Origin of the sequence: Cohnella herbarum (genome assembly GCF_012849095.1) — a bacterium.
GTDB classification, from domain to species: domain Bacteria; phylum Bacillota; class Bacilli; order Paenibacillales; family Paenibacillaceae; genus Cohnella; species Cohnella herbarum.
The window spans coordinates 8241091-8263860 of record NZ_CP051680.1 but is presented as its reverse complement, the minus strand read 5'-3'; the positions used below and the strand labels follow the sequence as shown (position 1 = coordinate 8263860).

At 51.8% G+C, this 22770-nt stretch carries 19 protein-coding genes; 3 read left to right on the top strand and 16 right to left on the bottom strand.

All coding sequences use genetic code 11. The features are described 5' to 3' along the window. Positions 1 to 171 precede the first annotated feature (171 nt). The 10 genes from HH215_RS34680 to HH215_RS34635 all read right to left on the bottom strand — a co-directional run bounded on the left by HH215_RS34680 (position 172) and on the right by HH215_RS34635 (position 10950). A complete protein-coding gene (locus HH215_RS34680; RefSeq protein WP_169284078.1) occupies positions 172 to 978 on the bottom strand; it encodes an alpha/beta hydrolase in 807 nt (268 codons plus the stop codon). Continuing rightward, entirely contained in the window at positions 968 to 2860 is a 1893-nt protein-coding gene (locus HH215_RS34675) for a heparinase II/III domain-containing protein (RefSeq protein WP_169284077.1), read from the bottom strand. Before HH215_RS34675 ends, HH215_RS34680 begins: the two co-directional genes overlap by 11 nt. A 199-nt stretch (positions 2861 to 3059) precedes the next feature. After that, the gene (sufB, locus tag HH215_RS34670) at positions 3060 to 4457 is read right to left on the bottom strand and encodes a Fe-S cluster assembly protein SufB (protein WP_169284076.1); all 1398 of its coding nucleotides are present in this window, start codon (positions 4455 to 4457) and stop codon (positions 3060 to 3062) included. Positions 4458 to 4475: 18 nt separating this feature from the next. After that, positions 4476 to 4925 (bottom strand): Fe-S cluster assembly sulfur transfer protein SufU, encoded by a 450-nt coding sequence (sufU, locus tag HH215_RS34665; protein ID WP_169284075.1) that lies wholly within the window; start codon positions 4923 to 4925, stop codon positions 4476 to 4478. Continuing rightward, positions 4909 to 6138 (bottom strand): cysteine desulfurase, encoded by a 1230-nt coding sequence (locus tag HH215_RS34660; RefSeq protein ID WP_169284711.1) that lies wholly within the window; start codon positions 6136 to 6138, stop codon positions 4909 to 4911. The genes sufU and HH215_RS34660 overlap by 17 nt, the downstream gene beginning before the upstream one ends. A gap of 9 nt (positions 6139 to 6147) precedes the next feature. Further along, complete coding sequence (gene sufD / locus HH215_RS34655; protein WP_169284074.1) at positions 6148 to 7452, bottom strand: Fe-S cluster assembly protein SufD; 1305 nt, start codon at positions 7450 to 7452, stop codon at positions 6148 to 6150. Between the two features lie 20 nt (positions 7453 to 7472). Continuing rightward, positions 7473 to 8252, bottom strand: coding sequence for a Fe-S cluster assembly ATPase SufC (sufC, locus tag HH215_RS34650; RefSeq protein ID WP_169284073.1), 780 nt, complete (start codon positions 8250 to 8252; stop codon positions 7473 to 7475). A 210-nt stretch (positions 8253 to 8462) separates the two neighbouring features. Next, positions 8463 to 9035, bottom strand: a complete 573-nt coding sequence (locus HH215_RS34645) for a DUF1802 family protein (protein ID WP_169284072.1) — start codon at positions 9033 to 9035, stop codon at positions 8463 to 8465. A 42-nt stretch (positions 9036 to 9077) separates the two neighbouring features. After that, positions 9078 to 10424: a DUF4179 domain-containing protein gene (locus HH215_RS34640; protein WP_169284071.1), complete on the bottom strand. Its 1347-nt coding sequence runs from the start codon at positions 10422 to 10424 to the stop codon at positions 9078 to 9080. Next, the gene (locus tag HH215_RS34635) at positions 10411 to 10950 is read right to left on the bottom strand and encodes a sigma-70 family RNA polymerase sigma factor (protein ID WP_254450308.1); all 540 of its coding nucleotides are present in this window, start codon (positions 10948 to 10950) and stop codon (positions 10411 to 10413) included. The genes HH215_RS34640 and HH215_RS34635 overlap by 14 nt, the downstream gene beginning before the upstream one ends. A 277-nt stretch (positions 10951 to 11227) precedes the next feature. Between HH215_RS34635 and HH215_RS34630 the strand changes: the two genes are divergently transcribed. After that, positions 11228 to 12976, top strand: a complete 1749-nt coding sequence (locus HH215_RS34630; RefSeq protein ID WP_169284070.1) for a glycoside hydrolase family 13 protein — start codon at positions 11228 to 11230, stop codon at positions 12974 to 12976. A 23-nt stretch (positions 12977 to 12999) separates the two neighbouring features. Here the strand turns inward: HH215_RS34630 and HH215_RS34625 are convergent, their stop codons facing one another. The 6 genes from HH215_RS34625 to HH215_RS34600 form a co-directional block, all read right to left on the bottom strand. Beyond that, positions 13000 to 13293: a hypothetical protein gene (locus HH215_RS34625; RefSeq protein ID WP_169284069.1), complete on the bottom strand. Its 294-nt coding sequence runs from the start codon at positions 13291 to 13293 to the stop codon at positions 13000 to 13002. Positions 13294 to 13345: 52 nt separating this feature from the next. After that, complete coding sequence (locus HH215_RS34620) at positions 13346 to 14746, bottom strand: hypothetical protein (protein WP_169284068.1); 1401 nt, start codon at positions 14744 to 14746, stop codon at positions 13346 to 13348. A 416-nt stretch (positions 14747 to 15162) separates the two neighbouring features. Next, positions 15163 to 16767 carry an alpha-amylase family glycosyl hydrolase gene (locus tag HH215_RS34615; protein WP_169284067.1) on the bottom strand — a complete coding sequence of 535 codons (1605 nt, stop codon included), beginning with the start codon at positions 16765 to 16767 and terminating at the stop codon, positions 15163 to 15165. Next, positions 16764 to 17594, bottom strand: coding sequence for a sugar ABC transporter permease (locus HH215_RS34610; RefSeq protein ID WP_169284066.1), 831 nt, complete (start codon positions 17592 to 17594; stop codon positions 16764 to 16766). The genes HH215_RS34615 and HH215_RS34610 overlap by 4 nt, the downstream gene beginning before the upstream one ends. Then, entirely contained in the window at positions 17591 to 18883 is a 1293-nt protein-coding gene (locus HH215_RS34605; protein ID WP_169284065.1) for a carbohydrate ABC transporter permease, read from the bottom strand. The genes HH215_RS34610 and HH215_RS34605 overlap by 4 nt, the downstream gene beginning before the upstream one ends. An 80-nt stretch (positions 18884 to 18963) precedes the next feature. Next, positions 18964 to 20298 (bottom strand): sugar ABC transporter substrate-binding protein, encoded by a 1335-nt coding sequence (locus HH215_RS34600; protein WP_169284064.1) that lies wholly within the window; start codon positions 20296 to 20298, stop codon positions 18964 to 18966. 488 nt (positions 20299 to 20786) lie between these two features. On the opposite strand from HH215_RS34600, the gene HH215_RS34595 reads away from it, so the two are divergent. Further along, a complete protein-coding gene (locus HH215_RS34595; protein ID WP_169284063.1) occupies positions 20787 to 21812 on the top strand; it encodes a LacI family DNA-binding transcriptional regulator in 1026 nt (341 codons plus the stop codon). 52 nt (positions 21813 to 21864) lie between these two features. Continuing rightward, the gene (locus tag HH215_RS34590) at positions 21865 to 22755 is read left to right on the top strand and encodes an AraC family transcriptional regulator (protein ID WP_169284062.1); all 891 of its coding nucleotides are present in this window, start codon (positions 21865 to 21867) and stop codon (positions 22753 to 22755) included. Positions 22756 to 22770 lie beyond the last annotated feature (15 nt).

Genomic DNA, 22770 nt, shown 5'->3' with positions numbered 1-22770 from the left:
TAAATGGAATGAAATTTCTTGTATGTACAAGTTCCTTTCCTATTCTCGACATAAATTACCCTCCGATTGGACACCTCGACTGATCCGAATAACGAATTAGCGCTCCGCACCGCATCCCGCGCGTTCCGGTTATCCGGCGTCGGGTTGCGGCGCAGAGCGCGCGTCTTATTGCTATTCCTCGTCGCCCAGCAGCAATGGAATCGCTTTAGCGATCATTCGGTCCCAATACGCCCAGTTGTGCGAATTCTTTTCCTCCTCATACTGCACATGCAGATTCAGATCGCGCGCATAGTCGAGAAACCTCAGATTATGTTCGTACAGAAAGTCCTCCGTTCCGCAATATTGGAACAAGCGCGGCACGGGCGACTCGGACTCGATCAACCGGTCCGCGAGATGGAACAAATCGTTCGGACTGCCCTTCAATTTGTCGAGATCGCCGAAAATATGGACGAATTCCTTCCAATTCGGATCGGCCCGGAACACGATGTCCAACACGCCGGACAGACTAACCGCGGCCGCGAACCGATCCGGGTGCGTTAGCGCCAGCTTAAACGCTCCGTATCCGCCCATCGAATTGCCCGCGACGAAATTGTGTTCGCGTCGCGGCGACAACGGGAACAGAGAACGCGCGGCCAATGGCAGCTCCTCCGAGATGAATGTCCAATAACTCCCCCCGCGATCCATATCCGCGTAGAAGCTGCGCCCGGCCGCGGGCATAACGACCGCAATCCCGGCTTCCTGGGCGTACTCTTCGATCCGCGTACGGCGAATCCATCCGCTATGGTCGTCGCCCAAGCCGTGAAGCAGCCACAGCGTCGGCCACTTATGATCGACACCCTTCGGATCCTTGCGCGCAAGGGGCATCCCCTCCGCCTTGCCCGTCGTATGCTGAAGGTAGCTGATTTGCGGTACGATAACGTTCATGGTGCACCACGTTCCGAGCACCTCGGAATAGTAACGGCACTCGTTAAGCGCCATCGTCTTTCCCCCTTCCGCCTTCCAGTCGTTTGACCTTCACGATATAGGTTCCTTCGTTGACGTTGGCGGATGCTTTTAGCACGAGGCGGTACATGGCGTCTCCCCAGTTGCGTCTTATCCGATTGCCCATCATAGTCATCGGCTCAACCGTTAGCGTTAGAATTTCCGCGTCATACACGATCTCCACCCGGCGGTTAGGAGCGTATTCCAGCTCGAATACGCCAGCCCGAACGTTGACGGGAGCTAGCGGCGTCATCAAGTTCAACGCGATCTCGTCGGTCGCTTCGTTCAGCGCGAAGCTGTCCGATATTTCGACGGCCGCTTTCGTTCCCCGACTAAGCCGCACGATTCGCTTCCAGCTTGCGATACCGGCTTCGGAAGGATAAGCCGCCTCAAGATCCATCGAGAGTTCCGCGACGTCATCCGACAAAAAGCACTCCGCGTCCCGCGACCGATATTGTTGTCCGTTTTGTTGGAGCACGCCCCGTACCGTCGGACAGTTATGATATTGCGATTGCGTATACCATAGCGTATAGCGATCCGGTCCGAACGTTGCGGCCGTGTAATCCTCCGTGCCCAGATCGATGAACACGGGGCATCCGTCCGCGTATACGATAAAGTTGCCGACATCGTTATGGTTATGGGGTTCATGGTTGTGGCCGCCCTTGGCGGCTAAGAACAGGCCGATTTCGCTGCCCTCCGTCTCCCTCGCCGTTAGCACTTGCGCTGCGTCCATCCAAGCTTCGCGCACGTATGGCGCCGTTACGTCGCCTTGCCCTAGCTTCCGCTCGAGGAAAATATCCTGCAAATAATCGTGCATGTTGAACCAACTAAACACGACGGGACGACGTCTTTCAGCGCTAGCTCCTAACTGAATCATTCGATCGTCTCCGATGCTCGTGCCGAATGCGAATACGTTGCTCGATATCGGAAAACGCGCATCGCCGTCAGCGAAATTCACGAAATAATCGCCATGGATATGCGCCCGGTAAATATACCTGCCTATGTCCCCGACGATTTCCTCCTTGAACAGTCCGATATCATCCCCGCCGGAGCATTCCGAGAGCAGCTTTAGGCACGTGTGCAGTCCGCCGCCCGAAGCTCCCCAATACATCGGCCCTTCCTCGCAACAACCGTCCGGAGAATATTTGCGGATGAACGCTTCCAGGCTGCGTGCGGCTTTACCGACGACCGCAGCCCGGTCGGCTTGATCGCGCTCGAGCAGCAAAACGCTGATCAATACGTTCTGGTTGCACCAAGGATTCCAATTATTGACGTACGTCGAAGGCACGAATCCCATCCACCAGAAGTCGTCCCGGCGCAAATAAGGCTCGATCAGCCGCCGTCTCACCTCCGTTTCGATTCGTTCCCGAATACGCGGGTGAATAACGTCAAGCCGAGATCCCATCAAATAATGCACCCAAGCAAGCACAGCTCCCGTCTCGCCGGAGCTAAGGTCGACGTCTACGTCTTCCGGGGACGGAATGAACAATTTTCGATGCATCAGGTCATGCGGCGTAATCCACGTCGTCTCTTCGCAGATCGCGATGACGCCGCTTACGATCGGATCGATGAATCGCCCCTTCCACTCGAGGCACTCCGCCACGGTCAGAATGCCGAGCGCGCTGCGCCGTTCGTAAAACCGATTCAAATATTTCAGATTGTCTCCTTCCCGCTTGTAACGCAAATATAAATCCGCCGACATCGTCGGCCATTCGTAATCGACGAAACGTTCGGCCAGCGTCACCCAAGTTTGCTTCGTCTCGTCAGACACCGCCAACCAGCCGTCTCGCTGATCGCCGCTCGGAAATAACCGAAAGTTTCCCCAAGGTTCGACAAGCCGTCCCCAATCCTTCCGACTCCATCGTTCCGCTATCGTCACTCCATGCTCCCCCTCGCAACTTATTTAGCTCCATTATAGTGGACTGAGGTTCGGATGGATTCGGATCATATCATGAAAAAAGTGTCCGATCTAACGATTGTTCGCAACAAAAAGCACCCTCCGGAGGCTGAGTGTTATCAGCCTCGTATGAGGGTGCTTCGTATATCCATCGGATATGGATCAAACGATCCTATTCACCTTAACCGATAGAACCTTCCATCTCGAACTTGATGAGACGGTTCATCTCGACCGCGTACTCCATCGGCAGTTCTTTGGTGAACGGCTCGATGAAGCCCATGACGATCATTTGCGTCGCTTCGGCATCCGTTAATCCGCGGCTCATCAGATAGAACAATTGGTCTTCCGATACTTTGGATACGGTCGCTTCGTGCTCGAGCGTAATGTTGTCGTTCATGATCTCATTGTATGGAATCGTATCGCTCGTCGATTGGTCGTCGAGGATAAGCGTATCGCACTTGATGTTCGATTTCGCGCCTTCCGCGTTGCGTCCGAAGGAAGCAAGTCCGCGATAAGTCACTTTACCGCCGTGTTTCGAGATCGACTTGGACACGATCGTCGAGCTGGTGTCCGGAGCCAAATGGATCATTTTCGCGCCCGCATCTTGGTGCTGGCCTTTGCCGGCGACCGCGATCGAGAGAACCATGCCTTTCGCTCCGCGCCCTTTCAGGATAACCGCCGGATATTTCATCGTCAGCTTGGAGCCGATGTTTCCGTCGACCCACTCCATCGTCGCGTTCTCTTCCGCAACCGCGCGTTTCGTTACGAGGTTGTAGATGTTCGGAGCCCAGTTCTGAATCGTCGTGTAACGGACGCGTGCATCCTTCTTAACGATGATTTCCACGACCGCGCTATGAAGCGAGTTCGTGCTGTATACGGGAGCCGTACAGCCCTCTACGTAGTGAACGGAGCTGCCTTCGTCGGCAATGATCAGCGTGCGTTCGAATTGGCCCATGTTCTCCGAGTTGATCCGGAAATAAGCTTGAAGCGGAACGGTACATTGCACGCCCTTAGGCACGTAGATAAAGCTGCCTCCGGACCATACCGCGCTGTTAAGAGCCGCGAATTTGTTATCGGCCGGCGGAATGACCGTACCGAAATATTCTTTGAAGATTTCCGGATGCTCGCGAATGGCGGAATCGGTATCCATGAAGATAACGCCTTGCTTCTCCAGATCTTCCTGCATGCTGTGGTATACGACTTCGGATTCGTACTGAGCCGATACGCCGGCAAGGAACTTCTGTTCCGCTTCCGGGATGCCCAGTTTGTCGAACGTCGCTTTGATTTCTTCCGGCACTTCTTCCCACGTTTTCCCTTGTTTCTCGGAAGGTTTTACGTAGTACTGGATGTCTTCGAAATCAAGATCGTCCATATTGCCGCCCCACTTCGGCATCTCCATCTTGCGGAATTGCTCCAGCGACTTCAGGCGGAATTTAAGCATCCATTCCGGTTCGCCCTTCATTTCCGAGATCGTGCGGACGATCTCTTCGGTCAGGCCTTTACCGGATTGGAAAATGGCCTTATGCTCGTCGCGAAACCCGTATTTGTACTCTTCTATCTCGGGCATTTGCTTTGCCATAATCATCAACCTCCTTGTTTATTCTTCAATGCCTTCATGCTTGCCTTTGCCATGCTCTACACCTTTGCGAAGCGCATTCCAAGCCAATGTCGCGCATTTGATTCTTGCGGGAAACTTATTGACGCCCGACAAAGCTTCCACGTCTTCGTAATCGTCGAATTGAACGTCCTCGCCCTTCATCAAAGCGGAAAACTTATCCGCGAGTTGCAGCGCTTCTTCGCCTGTCTTGCCCATGACGGCTTCCGTCATCATCGAAGCCGACGACATGCTGATCGAGCAGCCTTCCCCCGTAAACTTCACGTTGCGGACGATACCGTCTTCCAACTGAAGCTGCAAGGAAATCCGATCTCCGCACGTCGGGTTGTTCAGGTTTACCGTGACGGAACCTTCTTCGAGCTCGCCGCGATTCCTCGGCGTTTTATAGTGATCCATTATGACTCGGCGGTACAAATCATCTAATTGACTCATAACCGAAAAACTCCTTTGTCTTAACGAGAGACTCGGCCAGCCGGTCGATATCTTGTTCTGTATTGTATAAATAAAAGCTAGCTCTTGCCGACGCGCTGACGTTCAGCCATCTCATAAGCGGCTGAGCGCAGTGATGTCCCGCCCGAACGGCAATGCCTTCCGTGTCTAGCACGGTAGCGACGTCATGCGGATGAACGTCGCCTAGATTGAAGGTGACGAGTCCGACGCGCTCGTCGCGCGGTCCGTAAATCGTCAAGCCTTCGATTTCGGATAGCTTCTCCATAGCATACCGGCTTAGCTTCTTCTCATGCTGTTCGATATTGTGAAGTCCGACTTGCTCCAGAAAATCGATCGCCGCGCCAAGTCCAACCGCTCCTGCGATGATCGGCGTGCCGCCTTCGAATTTCCAAGGCAGCTCCTTCCAAGTCGAATCGTAAAGCTCGACGAAATCGATCATCTCGCCGCCGAACTCGACGGGCTCCATACTTTCAAGCAATTGCGCCTTACCGTATAATGCCCCGATTCCGGTCGGACCGCACATCTTGTGACCGGAGAAAGCGTAGAAATCGACATTAAGCGCTTGAACGTCTACTTTCATGTGCGGCGTGCTTTGCGCTCCGTCGACGACGATTACGGCGCCTTTACGGTGAGCGATCTCGGTTATTTTCGCGATCGGATTCACGGTGCCGAGAACGTTGGAAGCGTAAGCGATGGCGACGATTTTCGTTCGCTCCGTCACCGTAGCCTCAACGTCGTCCAAAGTAATCGTCCCGTCCGGTTGCAACGGAATGTATTTTAACGTAGCTCCCGTAACTTTAGCCGCTTGTTGCCATGGGATAAGATTACTATGGTGCTCCATCTGCGTTAAGACGATTTCATCGCCTTCGCGAAGCGTCTGACGAGCGTATCCCGACGCTACGATATTCAATGCGGTCGTCGTACCGCGAGTGAATATAATTTCGCGCGTGGACGCCGCGTTCAGGAACCGGGCAACCTTCTCCCGCGCGCCTTCATAAGCATCCGTCGCCCGCGAACCTAGCGTATGAACCCCGCGATGAACGTTGGCGTTATCCCGCTCGTAATATGTTTTGACGGCTTCGATGACCGAACGCGGCTTTTGAGTCGTTGCCGCGTTATCAAGGTATACAAGCGGATGTCCGTTTATATCCTGTTGAAGAATCGGAAATTCCGCTTTTAACGCTTTGGGATCCATAGCCATTTGTTAGCCCAGCTTTCTTTCGAGGATGCGGTGCAGTTGCTCTCGCAGCCCTTTCAGCGGAATCTCCGATACGACCGGATCAAGGAATCCGTGAATGATAAGGCGTTCCGCTTCGGTACGAGCAATGCCCCGTGACATCAAATAATAGATTTGATCGGCGTTAACTTGACCAACGCTAGCGGCGTGTCCTGCTTTAACATCGTCTTCGTCGATGAGAAGAATCGGGTTGGCGTCTCCGCGCGCTTTCGGGCTCAACATCAGAACTTTCTCCGTTTGTTGGCCGTTCGCTTTCGTCGCGCCTTTCTCGATCTTCGTAATCCCGTTAATAATCGCGGTCGCTTCTTCTTTCATGACCGCGCGCGTAATCATATCGCTCTCGGTTGAACGACCGAAGTGAACGGCTTGCGTCGTCAGGCTCATGCGCTGATTTCCCGTGCCGATGGAAATAATTTTGGAATCGGACGTCGATCCGTTGCCTTTAAGCACGGATTTCGTATCCGTAATGGAATTCCCGTTATGCAAATCCCCGACGATCCACTCGATCCGGGCATCGCTGTCCAGAATCGCGCGACGGTAAGCGATGTCGATCGCGCTGATGTCCATCTCGTGAACGGCGGCGTATTGAACGACCGCGCCAGCTTTAGCGAACACTTCAACCGCGCTGTTATGAAGCAGCGTAGATGACGTTTCTCCCAAGGAGGATGCAACCTGCTCGACGAAGGAGAAACGGCTGTTGTTATCCGCGATGACGAGAACGTGAGGCATGAACGTCGCTTCGGCATCGTCCGCGAACAATAGCGCTTGAATCGGCGCTTCGATGCTCACGTTGCGAGGCACGTACAAGAACACTCCGCCGTTCCACAATGCGGCATGCACGGCAGCCAATTTATGTTCATCTTTCGTATATTGCGTCATGAAATGCTTGCGAAACAGTTCTTCGTGGTTACGGGCAGCGTCTTCCAAGCTGGACAGAATAACGCCTTGCGCCTTAAGTTCTTCGGACAGGTGCGTGTAGACGACGGAAGAATTATGTTGAACGATTAACGCGCCGCTGTTTTCTTCAGGCAACAATGCCACGATCGCGGCAGGCAAGTCGGAAACGGAACCCGCGTTCTGTCCCGCACGGTTCACGCCGTATTGATCCAACGTCCAACGCGTTAACGGAAGCTTCTCCGGCTTCGGAAGATTTAATTCCGTTGCCAATTGTCCGGCTTCTTCGCGCAAGGCGACGAGCCAAGCCGGCTCGTTCTTGCTGCGCGCGATACTGGCAGCCGCCTCGCGGCCGAAAGAGGTGGTTGGTGTACTCATGATTGCTTTGCCCCCCTCTATTAAGCTTGGCCGACGGTCTCGTCGACGATGCCCAGTTCTTCTTTAACCCAATCGTAACCTTCAGCTTCGAGACGTTGCGCTAGCTCCGGTCCGCCGGATTTCACGATGCGGCCCTGCATCATAACGTGTACGTAATCAGGCGTAATATAGTTCAGCAACCGCTGATAGTGAGTGATGATCAAGAAACCGCGATCTTCGGAACGCATCGCGTTCACGCCTTCGGCTACGATGCGAAGGGCATCGATGTCGAGACCGGAGTCGATTTCGTCCAAAATAACGAGTTTAGGCTCTAGCAGCATCATTTGCAAAATTTCGTTCCGTTTTTTCTCTCCGCCGGAGAAGCCTTCGTTCAAGTAGCGATGCATGAACTCTGGGTTCATTTCAAGCTCTTTCATTTTGCCTTCCATTTGGCGAACGAATTTAATGAGGGAAATCTCGTTGCCTTCCTCGCGACGGGCGTTGATGGCGCTGCGCAAGAAGTCGGCGTTCGTCACTCCGGTAATTTCGCTAGGATACTGCATGGCTAGGAATAGACCTGCGCGAGCACGCTCGTCCACTCCCATATCCAATACGTCTTCCCCGTTCAGCGTTACGGAACCGTCGGTTACCTCATATTTAGGATGTCCCATGAGCGCGGATGCCAACGTGCTTTTACCGGTACCGTTGGGGCCCATGATCGCATGAACTTCGCCGCCTTTTATTTTAAGGTCGATTCCTTTCAAAATCTCTTTGCCCTCTATGGACGATTTAAGCCCTTGAATTTCGAATTGAGTAGACATACGTTACCTCCAGGTTTCTACAGGATCTACGGAAGCGGTTCGACAAGTCGTATTTCCGACTTATTGAGCCCCGCTTATCTAATCCTTATTTATAATCATTCTAAACTGATTCTCAATGATTCTCAATAACAATTTTATGAAAGAAACGCCAAAAAAGCAAACCGGGCCTCTTCCCGCTAGGAAAAGAAGGTCCGGAATGGTCATTTTGACTTATTCAAGGATTTGTTTTCTTACCGCTTCGACTTGCCGTTCGAATTCGCTATCGCTCAAAACGGGTTTCATCGGCACCGTTAAGATGTCCTCGAGACGATGCCATGATTTACAACCGCCGTAGCTTTCCCGCATCGGAATAACCTGCGGTGCGTCCAACTTATACACCCTAAGGATCAAGACGTGCAGAGGTTTCGTTTTTTTCCACTTTAACCGTTCCTCCGCGTAATCCTCCGTCCATACATGCAGGTCGTCTAATCTTTGCAACGTCTCCGTATCCGTGATTTCGATATCTTCGACGACTTCCGCGAAGGAAGAGATGCGAACCTGGCCAGTGAATTGCTCCGCCTCGGCTTGCGTTAAAGCGACCATATCGCTCGCTTCCAATTTGACCAGGTGAGGTCTTTGATGCTCGAAGGAAGGAAATAAATAAAACCGCGGGCTCTCCAACCTGAATTCCTTAGTCTCCTCGGAAATTCCGCCTTTGCGCAATACGATGACTTGCCTGCCTGCCTCGAGCGCCTTGACGGCTACCGCCCATTCTCTTAACGCGATCGGATTATCCACTTTCATCTTTCCCCCATTACCCAACATTGTTCCTGCATTATATCACAATTACCGTTGGGGCAAGTCTACGCGCACCTCGAGCTCGGGGATATAGATCCGAGGGAAAGTCGGCCGGGTAAGGAACGTCAACCGGGCATCCTTGGGGATCGGTTTAAACTCGGTCTCCCCGTCTATTGCCAACGTGATAATAGGAACCAGATTGCCGTTCTCGTCTTGGATGGCAAACCCTGAACCGCTTGGAATAGGATCCTTCGTATAAACGACCGTTTTGTCCGCCAAGTACTCGATTTTCGTAATTTTCAGATCTCCCGCTTCTCCCATAGGAAGAATCAGAGGTTCGTCTTCCGTTGGCTGCCTTAGCATCGAAGTATGATAGAGGTCCGCTAACTCTATGTTAATATTGTTTCGGTCGTCGTCATAGAATGGACGAACAATCAAGGTTTTTGCTCCGTTCGTCACGGGTATCAGATCCATATATCCTAAGTCGTGATCGCTTCTCGATACGTGACTTCCGTAATGATAGCCTTGCTCGTCGGTCACCTCTACCCCTAACCAAGATTCGTCGTCCGGCCCATTATGCTCGAATCGATAATGCAATTGCATGGACAGTTTCGAGAGGACGATTCTATCGATTGCAAGGGTGCCTACATCATCCTTCTTGGTTAGATCGGGATTGATTTCGATAATGTCCGGGGTTCGGGATACGGGAATATCCAACGACCACTGTCCGGCTTGGCCGCCAATATTCGTGGCGTTCACTTTTAAGCGAAAGGACTTCGGACGATAATCCGAGTAACCCAGCTTCCAAGTATTTATGGCGCCTTCGTATCGGTCGGAATCGAACTTCTCGTAACGGTGATTCAATTGATTTTGTTCCTTCGAATTTACGTAACCTACTTTTCCAATCTCGCGATTATCCATGGCCAAGACTGCATCCATATAGTAACCGTCTATTTCCTTATCCGCTTTAACGGAATACCGTATCGCCATCTCATAGCCATCATAAGTAACGTCTCGAATCATTAGCGTAATTCCTTGATCCGTTACGCTCGGCCCGTTCTTCTCCATATCCGAATCATCCAGCAAGGAGCCGATCACGGGGGTCCGAACGGTTTCCGATTGGTGCTCTGTTGCGCTGCGTTGCGGCAATATCGCCATATCCGTGGGCTGATCCCTTGAAAATACGACGTAACTCGCGAACGCCCCTCCGACAACCGCTATGGACGCGGCCGTTATCGCATAAGCGCGTAACCGTTTCGTCCTGCGTTCTAACGTGCTTCTTGCAGGCAAACTATGTAACGTCTCCTCGATTCGCTTAGTCACGATCGAAGGCAAGAGCGACGACTTAGCCAGCCCTCCGTCCCTAAGAAGCAAGTCCAATTCATTGGAACTCATATCCGACTTCCCCTCTCTCCGGCAGATTCAACCATTTTGCCAAATAACGCCTTGCCCGATGCAGTCTCGATTTCAACGTCCCTTCGGACACGTCCATCATCTCCGCGATCTGCGATAACGGCAAATCCGCGAAATAATGGAGCTTAACTAACAATCTCAGCGGCTCTTCCAACCTTTCGACGGCTTGTCTTAGGTCCAGATCGCTCTCCGTCGCCTTCGCCGCTCTTTCCGGCAAGTTATCCGAGGGGGACGTTCGCTTCTGCTTGCGATAGATTTGCCGGCATTCGTGAATCAGAATCCGCAGCATCCAAGTCCGAAAATACCCCGGTTCCCTAAGCTTCGGTATGCCCTTGTAAGCTTTCAGAATCGCCTCTTGGATCGCGTCGGCGCAATCTTCATCCTTGTTCAGCAACGTTCTGGCCATTCCGTACAGTTCGTTTTGCATCTCGCGTATGAGCCTGGCAAAGGCATCCCGGTCGCCGGAACACGCCAATTGCACATCCGTCTTCCACGCCAGTTCCGACAATGGAGCTCCTCCCCTCTTTTACTTCCCTTCGTGATCAAAAGTCGACTTTATGAACGACCTCTTTAAGTTAGATGTCGGTTGGGTCGGTTCGGTTCATTTTTTTTAGTGATTCCAATTGGGTACATTATATCGTATAATACAGAAATCAAAGTTAAAGGCACTGTTGCCCAGTCTAACGACCAAAGGCACAACCTCGGAGCGAACGTTCCCGGGTTGCGCCTTTTTTTGTTTTTCTGGAAAGACTAGCCTTATTTCTCAGACAAAAGGAGCTCCTACCATGCTTAGAGAAGCCATTTACCACCGTCCGAAAAATAACTGGTCCTATGCTTACGACCGCGAAACGATCCATATACGCGTCCGCACCAAAAGGGATGATGTCGTCAAAGTTACCTTAATCCATGGCGATAAATACAGTTGGTCCGTCATAGGCTCGCAAAAGATCGACATGAACGTCATTTCTCGGGATCACTTATTCGACTACTGGCATGCGGAAGTCAAACCGACTTTTCGCAGGCTGAAATACGGTTTTAAGTTTCAATCCGCTAACGATACGATATGGCTAAACGAACAAGGGTTCCACGAGAGCGAACCTGAAAACCAAAACCTTTATTTCGATTTCCCTTTTCTCAATCCCGCGGACGTGTTTACCCCGCCATCGTGGGTCAAAGATGCCATTTTCTATCAAATTTTCCCCGAGCGCTTCGCCAACGGAGATCCATCGATCGATCCCGAAGATGCGGAACCTTGGGGAGGCGAACCGAAACCGCACAATTTCTTCGGCGGGGATTTGCAAGGAATCATCGACCATCTTGACTATCTTACCGAGCTTGGCGTTAACGCGATTTATTTTAATCCGCTATTCGAAGCCCCGACCAACCACAAATACGATACGATCGACTATCTCAAGATCGATCCGCATTTCGGCACGAACGAGAAAATGAAGGAATTGGTGGAAGCCTGTCACTCGCGCGGGATCAAGGTTCTGCTGGATGCCGTCTTCAACCATAGCGGCGGTCGGTTCCCTCCGTTCCTCGACGTGAAGGAGAACGGCGCGGAGTCCCGCTACGCGGATTGGTTCCACGTACGCGAATTCCCCCTCGAAGTCCGGGATCGCGTACCGACTTACGATACGTTCGCCTTCGAGGCGCATATGCCCAAGCTGAACACGGAAAATGCCGAGGTGCAGCAATATTTGCTCGAAGTCGCCCGCTATTGGATCGAAGAGATCGGAGTAGACGGCTGGCGCTTGGACGTTGCCAACGAGGTGGACCACCGTTTCTGGAGGAAATTCCGCGACGTGGTCAAAGCCGCGAACCCGGAAGCGTACATCCTCGGGGAAATCTGGCACGATTCCCAGCCTTGGCTGGCCGGCGATCAATTCGATGCGGTCATGAATTATCCGCTAACCGACGCGATACTTGATTATGCCGTGAAGGAAACCCGCGACGGACGCCAATTCGCGGATCTGGTCGGATACTTGCATGCCGCTTACCCGCAACAAGCAGCCGAAGTCGCCTTTAACCTGCTCGGCAGCCATGACACCCCGAGATTGCTCACGATATGCGGGGAAGATAAGCGGCGGATGAAGCTTGCGACCGTAATTCAATTCACGTTATCGGGAACGCCTTGCGTATACTACGGCGACGAAGTCGGTTTGACCGGAGAGCACGATCCCGGTTGCCGCAAATGCATGGAATGGGACGAGTCGAAGCAGGATCGGGATCTGTTCCGCTTCTTCGCGGAACTCATCAAGCTTCGCAAAGACCACCGCGCTCTAAGAGACGGAACGTACGAGCTGCTTTATTCCGAATCAGGCATCCAAGCGGTAGCCTTCGCGCGCGAGTATGACTGCGAGAAGTTCTTTATCGCGCTGAACGCCGGAAACGTCGATGCAACCGTTGTTGTCGCGGCTGGAAAAGCTTCCTCGTATGAGGTCGTTTTCGGCGAGGCTCAGGTCGACTCGACAGGAACCAAGGTGCAAGTAGCGCTGCCTCCCGTCGGATTCGCGATCCTCAGAGCGAACTAAGGAAGTTATGGCGAGAACCAACATCATAAGTTGATTCGACTATTAGGATAATAAAGAAGACCGTCAGGAAATTTATCCTGATGGTCTTCTTTGACCGGTATCGGCTTGGGTTTATAGTCAGTTTTTCCGACTATGGCGAAGGGATTTCCCATTGCTCCGCTCTTATAGTCGGTTTTTCCGACTATGGCGAAGGGAATTCCTATTGCCCCGCTCTTATAATCGGTTTTTCCGACTATGGCGAAGGGAATTCCTATTGCCCCGCTCTTATAGTCGGCTTTTCCGACTATGGCGAAGGGAATTCGTATTGCCCCGCTCATATAGTCGGTTTTTCCGACTATGGCGCGGGATGCCGCCTATTTTCCGCCCCAATCAAACCAAAAATATGGCCACTAGCGTCGTTACGGCAAGACCGATAACGACCGGTTTCAAGTTGCGCCGAGCGAGCTCGAACGGGCTTACTCCGCAGATGGCAGCCGCCGGGATGAGCGCCCACGGAATAAGCGTTCCGCCGCCGACCCAGATCGCGGCAACCTGACCGAGCGCGGTTAAAGTCGCGGCTCCCGTTCCGAGGGCCGTCGAGAACATGTGCGCGATGGAGCCGACGAGAGAGATGCCTGAGAAGCCCGACCCATCCAGGCCCGTAATCGCGCCGGTTGCCGTTAAAGTAACGGAGGCCACCGCTCCGTTCACCGGCACGTGATTCGCCAACGCTACGCCCAGGTCGTTGACGATCCCGTGCGAGCCTTGCAGCATCGCGTCTCCGAATAAATCCTTGAACGCCGAGTCCCCTAGGTAGAAGAAAGCGGCGATCGGGATAACCGGTCCGAATACGCGAAATCCGAACTGAAAGCCCTCGATTAAATACGAGGTCGTTTCCTCCAGTCCTTTATTCCGATGGGCAAGCATCGTCACGCCGATAAGAATGATGACCGCGGTTCCGCCGATCAATGCGGTGGCATCTCCGCCTTGGAGATCGAACACGAACATGGCAACCACATCGATGGCGAACAAAATCGGGATCACGATCGCCAATACCCGTTTCATCGCATGCGGCAAAATGACCGTTGTTTTTCCGCCGCCCTCGACTCCGGTTCCCGCTCCGGCTACCAATCCGTCTCTCCACTTTCCGTTTTTCATGTCCTTGCGCATCATCCAGAAGGCGACGATCGTCGTCACCAAACCCATAATGATAACAAGAGGGATGCTAGCCTCCATCACTTGAGACACCGGCAGACCGGCCGCGTCCGCCGTCAGTTTGGGAGCGCCTTGAATGATATAGTCGCCGGAAAGCGCGATGCCATGTCCGAACAGGTTCATCGCGATGGCCGCTCCTAGAGCGGGCAAACCGACGCGCAGCGCTACGGGAAGCAGCACCGCACCAATCAGGGCAACCCCCGGAGATGGCCAGAAAAACAGCGACGTAACGAGCATAATGATCCCGATACCCCAGAAAGCCAGCGTCGGCGTTCGCAGAAAACCCGTAAGCGGCCTAACCATCGTTTCGTTAATCCCGGTAATAATCAATACGCGGCTCATGGCGACGATAATCGAGATAATGAAGATCGTCCCGAGCAATTCCTTAGTCGCATAGATAAAGCTGTTGAAAATACCGGATACCGAACCGTTCAAGCTTTCCGTCGCGATCAAGCCAAGAGTGAAAATCCCCGCGACGCAGATTAACGTCGTATCCCGCCGTTTGACCAGCAGCGCTAAAATAAAGGCGATAAAAGCTAGGTACACCCAATGCAACGACGTTAATTGAATGTCCACCAGAGCCACTCCCCAGTCCTTCGTGTAAGTGCTTCATTGTATGTAAGGGAGTACATAGGCGTTCGCAGAACAACGCAATCCCCCTACCGGGTGACTCTGCCTGCTAGCCGACAGAGGGCGCAACGCGAGATCTTATCATTTAGCGGTTATTTTAATTTTTTTAATCATTTTTTCCATCAACCGCTATTTCCCGGCAACCTGAGTGAACTGCATATCCCTGCACACCCATATCCGATTGGATATGGGTGCTTTGCTCAGGAGCTAGATTCCGTAGAATCAAGCAAAGAAGTTTAGCCACGCTACCAGCCGACGCGTTATCCGCAATTTTTGATCGAGTAAAATTTCCTTTACAATAAAAAATCCCCGCGAACCTGAAGGGGGTTCAGGTTCGGGGGAAACTTGTCGTCAAGATTCGGTTAAGGCTTAAGCACGACCGTTGAGTACGGCGGAAGCTCGAGAACTTGATTGTCCAGCTTAGCGTCGCCGTTATTCGTCAGTGCCAACTTTGCGAACGCAATAGGCTGCGCCTTCGTCGCTTGCAGCGTTAAGCTCTGAGGTTCCTTCGACATATTGTGAACGACCAATACCTGCTCTTCTCCGCTCGCTCTAACATACGAGGTTAAGGACGGATTGTCCGTATCATAGTAAGCGATCGTTCCTTCCCTGAGCGGCTTCTCCATCGCCCGCCAGGAAATCAGCGTGCGATAGTGATTCAGCAGAGAATCGGGCGCTTCCTCTTGCTCCTCCACGGATACTCCCTCAGCCCGGTAACTCGAGCTTTCCCAGGTCGTCTCGCCGGATTTCCCGGCTTCGGCAGCCCACGGAAACGGCTCGCGGAGCTTCTCGTCCGGCTTCATTCCGCTCATTCCCAGTTCTTCGCCATAATAGATGAAAGGATTTCCCGGCATCGTAAGCAGCAGCGAGGCTGCCAGCTTCGCATGATCGACGTTGTTGCCGACGGCGCTCATGACGCGGGTCTGGTCGTGATTGGACAGAAACGGCGCATCCACGAATTTGCCATTTGAAGTTTTCGCGAAATATTCGTGCATCCGGGACAGGGTGAAGCCGATGCTAGCACCCGACTCAGAAGTCGCCGCGCCCAGGAGCGTCCCTGCCAGATCGAAGTTAAAGGCGGAGTCCAGCGCATTGTCCAAGTAAGGAGCTACGATAGAAGCTCCGTCCCATACTTCTCCCACCAGATAAGCTTCCGGATTAACGGCGTTCATGCCCTGTCTGAATTCCTGCCACCAGGCTTTATTCTTGCCTTGAACGGCGGGAGTCGCGATCGTCGATTTGAAATCTCCGAAAATGTGCTTGGCGGCATCCAACCGGAAGCCGTCAACGCCTTCCTTGAGCCAATACTGGCCGACGGCCACCATTTCCTTGCGCACTTCCGGGTTATCGAAGTTCAAATCCGGCATCCCTCCCCAGAACACGCCAAGATATTGGCCGTTCTCGGTTTCATGCCATGGGGCGCTTCCCGTCGCGCCGTCCGCCGGCCGGGCGCTCTCGGCATCGTCTACCCAGGTGTACCAATTCCGATAAGGACTTTCCTTGCTTGCTGCCGAATCTACGAACCACGGGTGCTCCACGCTGGAATGATTGACGACTAAATCCATCAGGATGCGAATATCTCTCTTGTGAGCTTCCGCGATTAGCCGTTTGAAATCTTCCATCGTGCCGTAGTCGGGATGAATCCCGTAATAGTCGGTTACATCGTAGCCATGATAACTCGGCGAAGGTTGAATCGGCATTAACCAAAGCCCGTCTACCCCTAATCGGTCCAGATAGTCCAGCTTATCCGTCAATCCGTTCAAATCTCCGATGCCGTCGTTATTCGAATCCGCGAAAGATCGCACGAATACTTCGTAATACACGTTCGTTGGTCCTTCTACCTTCGGGGGGATAGGTTGAAGAGACTGTAACGCTGCCGGAGACTCCGCAGGGGGAGCGGAGGTACACCCGGCCAGCAGTAACGTCGCGGTGAAGAGCCCAAGCGTTTGCTTGATCGTCTTCTTCATCCTTTAGACGCTCCCGCGGTTAAGCCGTCCACCAAGAATCGTTGCGTGTACATGAACAGAAGCGTAATCGGGATCGCCACAAGGACGCATCCGGCTGCGAACAAGGTAAACTCGGTACTGTTATAAGCGTCGATGATATTCCACAGTCCGACGGCTAACGTCCAGTTTTCCGGCGTTCTTAGAATCGCTCTCGCGAAAATGAAGTCTACCCATGCGCCTGCAAAAGTCGTAAGAGAGATGTAAGTAATAATCGGTCTCGACAACGGCAGGATAATGCTGACGAAGATCTTCATATGGCTGGCTCCATCGATTCTGGCCGCTTCTTCCAAGCTTCTCGGAATCGTATCGAAGAACCCTTTGGCCACGAACATCCCAAGAGCCGCTCCGGCAGAATAAACGAGGATAAGAGCCCACAAGGAATCAAGAAGATTCAGCGTGTTAAGAATCGTAAAAATCGCAATAAGGCTTAAGAAACCCGGGAACATGCCGAGGATCAATACGATCATGAGCATGGATTTGCGGCCTTTAAAGCGGAATCGCGAGAAGGCGTAAGCCGTCAATAGCTGGATAAGCGTTCCAAGCACCATGCTTGCCACGGCCACTTTCAACGTGTTCAAGTACCAGGTCGCATAAGGAATCGCCCTATCGGTTCTCTCTACGAACAGATCCCGATAGTGGTCTAATGTCCATTTTTTCGGAATAATCGTATCGCTGAATAAGGAATTGCCTTCCCTGAAGGAGGACAAGATCGTCCATAACGCCGGATAGATACAGGCTATCGCGATCAAGATCAACAATAGGTAGCTGAAAAGTATGCGCGGTTTCATTGGATCATGTCCTCCTCCTTGAACGATCTAGTTCTGCTATATAACAGAACCGACATTACGGCGATGATCAGGAATAGCAGGATCGCTACGGTAGCCGCGATATTGTACTGGTTGAAATCGAGCGTCAGCTTATACAACCAGGTGACGAGCAGATCCGTCTGTCCCGCGTTGTTGTACTTCATCGTCGCGGGATTACCGCTGGTCAGAAGGAAGATTACGTTAAAGCTGTTGATATTGCCCGCAAACTGCGTAATCAAGATCGGCGCCGTCGCAAACAGGACATAAGGCATCGTGATATTGCGGAATTTCATCCACGCGGACGCTCCGTCTACGTCTGCTGCCTCGTACAAGTCTTTCGGGATCGTCGTCAAGATTCCCATGACGAGTACCATCGAAACCGGTATTCCGATCCACATGTTGACGACGATAACGGATACTTTTGCCCAGAACGGATCGTTCAGCCAAGGCAATCCTTCCAAACCGAAATATCTGAAATATTGGTTTATCGGTCCGAACTTCTCGTTCAGCATATTTCTCATAATCAGCAAGGAAACAAATTGAGGAATCGCATAAGGGATAATAAACAGCATTCTCCAGAAGCCTTTCAGCTTGATCCCCTGTTGATTGATGAGCAACGCAACCAGAATTCCTCCGAAATAACAGGTAACGGTAGCTAATACCGCCCAAATAATCGTCCAGGTCAGAACCCCCGTAAAGGTATCGGCCCAGACGTTCATGTTAAACAGCTTGTGAAAGGTGTCGAACCCGACCCAGTCCACCAAATTTTTCGGCGGTATATGATTGGGCGAAGCGTAGTTGGTAAATGCGAGTAAAGAAGTAAACACGATAGGCATGATCGTGAAGAACAGGACTCCGATAATCGGCAGCGCTAGAAGCGCCCAAGGGAAAATATCGTTGTTTAATCCCTTCACGGCACTGCCGCTGTCCCGTTTACGGCCTACAGCTACGGCATCGCGAATATTCAAAATATAGAAGACGATATACAGAGCCACAATAATGACAGAGAGAACCCCGTAAATCATCATGAAAATGGAGTGGTCTCCCGGAACGTTTTTGAATATTTTGCCTACTTTTTCCAGGTGCTGCCCTTGATCGCCAAGAGTAATTAGCCCTTTAATTTTAGTTAATAACGTCGTCGAGATAAGATAAACCCCAGTAGCATGAATAAGTACGAACAGCAGGCCTTTGGAGTATTGCTTGTTATACCACTGTCCCAAGCCGGCACACAATACCGAAAGCCAACCGGCGGCTACCGAATTTTGCTTCAAGCTGAGTCATCTCCTTTCTGAACCCATTACACCCGCCGATGAGCGGCGGGTGAATGGTATTTATGAATGCCGAACGAAGATTACTGCGCGGCAGCGTTGCTGTCTTTTACTTTTTTAGCCCAATCGTCCATAGTCGTTTGAGCATCCGCTCCGTCGTTCCAGAGGGAAGAGAGCGCAGCTTCATGAGTTCCCCAGAAGCCGGCCATTTCCGCGATCTTAGGCATCGGAGTGGAATTGTCGAATTGTTTCAAGAACACGCTTGCGAACGGATCGCCGCTTACCGTCGCGCTTGCCGCCACGTTTTTGTTGGAAGGCAAGCTTCCGAACAATTCGAAGTTTTTCGCTTGAAGCGCTTCGGAAGAAATAAGTTCCGCGAACAATTTCGCCGCGATCGGATATTTCGTGTTCGCGTTGACCAAGAAGCCTTTAACGCCGGAGAACGGCATCATCGGTTTGCCGTTAGGCAAGGTCGGATATTCCATTACGCCAAGATTAGCTACGGATTTTTTGAATTCCCCCACTTGCCAAGGACCGCTGACGTTCATTGCCAGTTTGCCTTCGTTGAACAAGCTCGTTTTGATGTCGGCTTTAATATCCGCTGCTTTAATTGGAAGAATTAGATTTTTTAAGCTACCGAAGAATTTAGCCGCTTCAACGCTACCGGCGTTGTTCAGACCGATATCGGCGGGATCCGTGCCGTCTTTGCCGAATACGTATCCGCCGTATCCGCCGAAGAAGCCCCAGCTCCAGTAACCATTGCCGACTTCCCACATGTACGCGTATTTTTGTGCTTTCGCGTCATTGAACTTTTTAGCGAATTCGATAACTCCGTTCCAGTCCTTCGGAGCTTCTCCGTTCGTATCGGGGAACAGATCTTTGTTGTAGAACACGGCCGTTGTCTCAACGGACATCGGATAGCCGTACAATTGACCGTCGATCGTCAATGCTTCTACCGATTTATCGGAATTGTTTGCGGTGGACTCTTCGCCGTGAAGATCGTTCGGAAGAACGACGCCGGCTTGAACCGCGGAGCCCAAACGGTCATGTACGGCCAAGAATACGTCCGCGCCTACTCCGGCAGGACCGTCCGTGATCATTTTCTCGATCGACTTATCCGGACCTACGTCTTGATATTCGATGTCGATGCCGTATTTTTCTTTGTAAAGTTTAGCCGCTTCGTCAACGAGAGCTTTCTCGCTAGCGGAATACCATACGACCAGCTTAGCTCCTTCTTCGGGCAAATACTCTTCTGCCGGTGCTTCTTCGGAGGCAGGAGCGCTTGCGCTTTCAGTAGCTGCCGGGGCGCTTGCGCTAGGCGTCGAAGATGCGTCGTTATTCTCTTTGCCGCCGCATGCCGCAAGCACGAATACCATCGCAAGCACGAGAGACACGAGTAACCATTTGGATTTGTTCATAAAAATGTAGAACCCCTCTCTTAATTCCATGATTTGGTGCGATTGCAACATCCCATAACTTAATGATTCCCAATTTCTGAATTTCAGATTATTGTGCAAACGTTTGTACAAATCCGCAAAATAATTCTGAAATCCGATGAAACCGCGGTCAGCTAAGCATTTCCGGATGATGTAAGCGCTTTTGAACATAGTTTTATAATAATTGTTTTCACGGAAAAGTAAACCGTTTGCACAGTTAAAAATCTATGGAAAAACGTATGTTTATTCAAATTTACTCCGAATATCTCCTATTTACGAAAAATCGCTATTATTGTGCGTTTGCGCCACATATGGCACAATGTAATCGCATATCTGTGCAATAATAGCACGCTGTAATCGCATACTTGCGCAACGATGGCACAAAACTCGTAATGTTCATCATTACGTATTCATCCAAGTTAAGATACAATAGGAATAATCATAATGAATCGAAAAGGAAGATCGCTATTATGACGGTAACGATAAAAGATGTAGCCAAAAAAGCGGGCGTATCTCCTTCAACGGTGTCCAGGGTCATTGCCGAACATCCCCGGATCAGCGCGGAAACGAGTAGAAAAGTAAAAGAAATTATGGAAGAATTAGGATATCATCCGAATTTGATGGCGAAAAGCCTCGTTTCCAGAACAACCCGCACGATCGCGGTCGTTCTACCGAAGCCTGCCGAAGAGTTGCTGCTCAACTTTTTCTTTTACGAATTAATAAGAGGGGTTCTTGCGCAACTGACCCGTGCGGGATACGACTTGCTGATGGCGGCGGGAAGCAACGAGCAAGAGGAGTTAGAAACCGTTACCCGGCTCGTTCGGGGCGGGCGAATCGACGGCTTGCTGTTGCTCTATTCGCGTTCATCCGATCCGATTATCGCTTTCCTGCGGAAGGAAAAAGTTCCCTTCGCTCTCATCGGAAGAAGTTTGGACTACGAAGACGTTCCGTCGGTGGACAACGACAACGTGTTAGCCGCGTATGACGCCACGAAACATTTGATCGCCCAGGGGCAGCGGCGAATCGGATTCGTAAGCGGCCCGACCAAGCTAGCCATGACGCAAGATCGCATGGCAGGGTATACCAAAGCTCTCTCGGAAGCTAATTTGCCGATCAAACAAAGCTGGGTCGTAGAAGGAGAGTTCCTCCTCGAAAGCGGATATCGCGCAATGGCATCCATCATGTCCCAGCCGGAGCCTCCTACCGCATTGGTCGTCATTGACGATTTCGTCGCGTTCGGCGTTCTGAAAGGGCTGGCCGAATTAGGCTACCGGATCCCTCAAGACGTAGCCATCGTCAGCTTCAACAATATCGCCTTATCCGAATTAACGATGCCTCCTATTACAAGTATCGACGTAGGCACCTATCAGCTCGGCTATACCGCTTCGCAAATGGTGCTGCGGATGATCCAGCAAGTCGAGATCACGACGCGCCAGATTATCCCTCACCGTCTCGTCGTGCGCGAATCTTCGCTGCAAACGGTTACTCGCGCATAAGCGATATTGTATAATAACCCTATCCGGAATCATGGAAAGGGAGCGCTGTCGCTTGCGATTCGTCAAACTCGATATCCGTAAACCATTGGAATTCCTATCCTCGGGACAATTTCATTCCCCCGTCCCTTGGACCCATTCGAGCCGTAAGATCGACAGCTACGAGTTCATCGTCGGCGTTCGGGGCACGCTTTACATCGAGCAAGACGACGAACGGTATTGCGTATCGCCGGGAACCGCCTTGCTTATCCCGCCCGGGATCCCGCATTCCGGCTATCAACCGAGCGACGGAGCGCTATCCTTCTACTGGTTTCATTTTCTATGTACGGACGCTTTGCAATTTTGCGGCGAAGAGGAATGGGAACAAGCCCGTCTGCTCGGGCAATCCAACGAATTTCTCTCCTCCATCAACGGCTCCCTTTTCCTCCCGTTATTTTTCCGTTTAAGCAGCAACGAACGTATCGATGTTCTTTTCCAACAGCTCCAGCATCTGGCGAACTCGAAGCTTCATTATCGGCGAGCCCTTCACTATGCGGCTACTTCGATCGTGCTCGAACTCGCGGAGCAAGCGGAGAGCGGCCTTATACACGGCAAACGCTATTCGCCCGACCCGCTCGTCTCCTCGATCGTGGAATGGATCCGGGTTCATGCCGCCGAGCCTTTAACCGTATCGTTCATAGCCGAGAAATACGGCTACAATCGCGATTACTTATCTAGGCTGTTCAAGAGAACGATGGGGATGAACCTTCAGGAATATATCCATATCCAGAAAATGGCCCGAGCCAAATCGCTTCTTACGAGCTCCAATCGCACGGTTAAACAGATCGCTTTCGACATCGGAATGTCCGACGAGAAGTATTTTATTAGACTTTTTCGTAAATACGAACATTTGACTCCCACCGGATACAGAAACGCCTATTATCGCAAACATTTAAACATCAAATAGCGGCCATAGCGCGGA

Bases quoted from the DNA above. Each gene is read 5' to 3' on its own strand.
- HH215_RS34680 (WP_169284078.1), bottom strand. From the start codon at position 978: ATGGCGCTTAACGAGTGCCGTTACTATTCCGAGGTGCTCGGAACGTGG.
- sufB (WP_169284076.1), bottom strand. From the start codon at position 4,457: ATGGCAAAGCAAATGCCCGAGATAGAAGAGTACAAATACGGGTTTCGC.
- sufU (WP_169284075.1), bottom strand. From the start codon at position 4,925: ATGAGTCAATTAGATGATTTGTACCGCCGAGTCATAATGGATCACTAT.
- HH215_RS34660 (WP_169284711.1), bottom strand. From the start codon at position 6,138: ATGGATCCCAAAGCGTTAAAAGCGGAATTTCCGATTCTTCAACAGGAT.
- sufD (WP_169284074.1), bottom strand. From the start codon at position 7,452: ATGAGTACACCAACCACCTCTTTCGGCCGCGAGGCGGCTGCCAGTATC.
- sufC (WP_169284073.1), bottom strand. From the start codon at position 8,252: ATGTCTACTCAATTCGAAATTCAAGGGCTTAAATCGTCCATAGAGGGC.
- HH215_RS34645 (WP_169284072.1), bottom strand. From the start codon at position 9,035: ATGAAAGTGGATAATCCGATCGCGTTAAGAGAATGGGCGGTAGCCGTC.
- HH215_RS34640 (WP_169284071.1), bottom strand. From the start codon at position 10,424: ATGAGTTCCAATGAATTGGACTTGCTTCTTAGGGACGGAGGGCTGGCT.
- HH215_RS34630 (WP_169284070.1), top strand. From the start codon at position 11,228: ATGCTTAGAGAAGCCATTTACCACCGTCCGAAAAATAACTGGTCCTAT.
- HH215_RS34625 (WP_169284069.1), bottom strand. From the start codon at position 13,293: ATGAGCGGGGCAATACGAATTCCCTTCGCCATAGTCGGAAAAGCCGAC.
- HH215_RS34615 (WP_169284067.1), bottom strand. From the start codon at position 16,767: ATGAAGAAGACGATCAAGCAAACGCTTGGGCTCTTCACCGCGACGTTA.
- HH215_RS34610 (WP_169284066.1), bottom strand. From the start codon at position 17,594: ATGAAACCGCGCATACTTTTCAGCTACCTATTGTTGATCTTGATCGCG.
- HH215_RS34600 (WP_169284064.1), bottom strand. From the start codon at position 20,298: ATGAACAAATCCAAATGGTTACTCGTGTCTCTCGTGCTTGCGATGGTA.
- HH215_RS34595 (WP_169284063.1), top strand. From the start codon at position 20,787: ATGACGGTAACGATAAAAGATGTAGCCAAAAAAGCGGGCGTATCTCCT.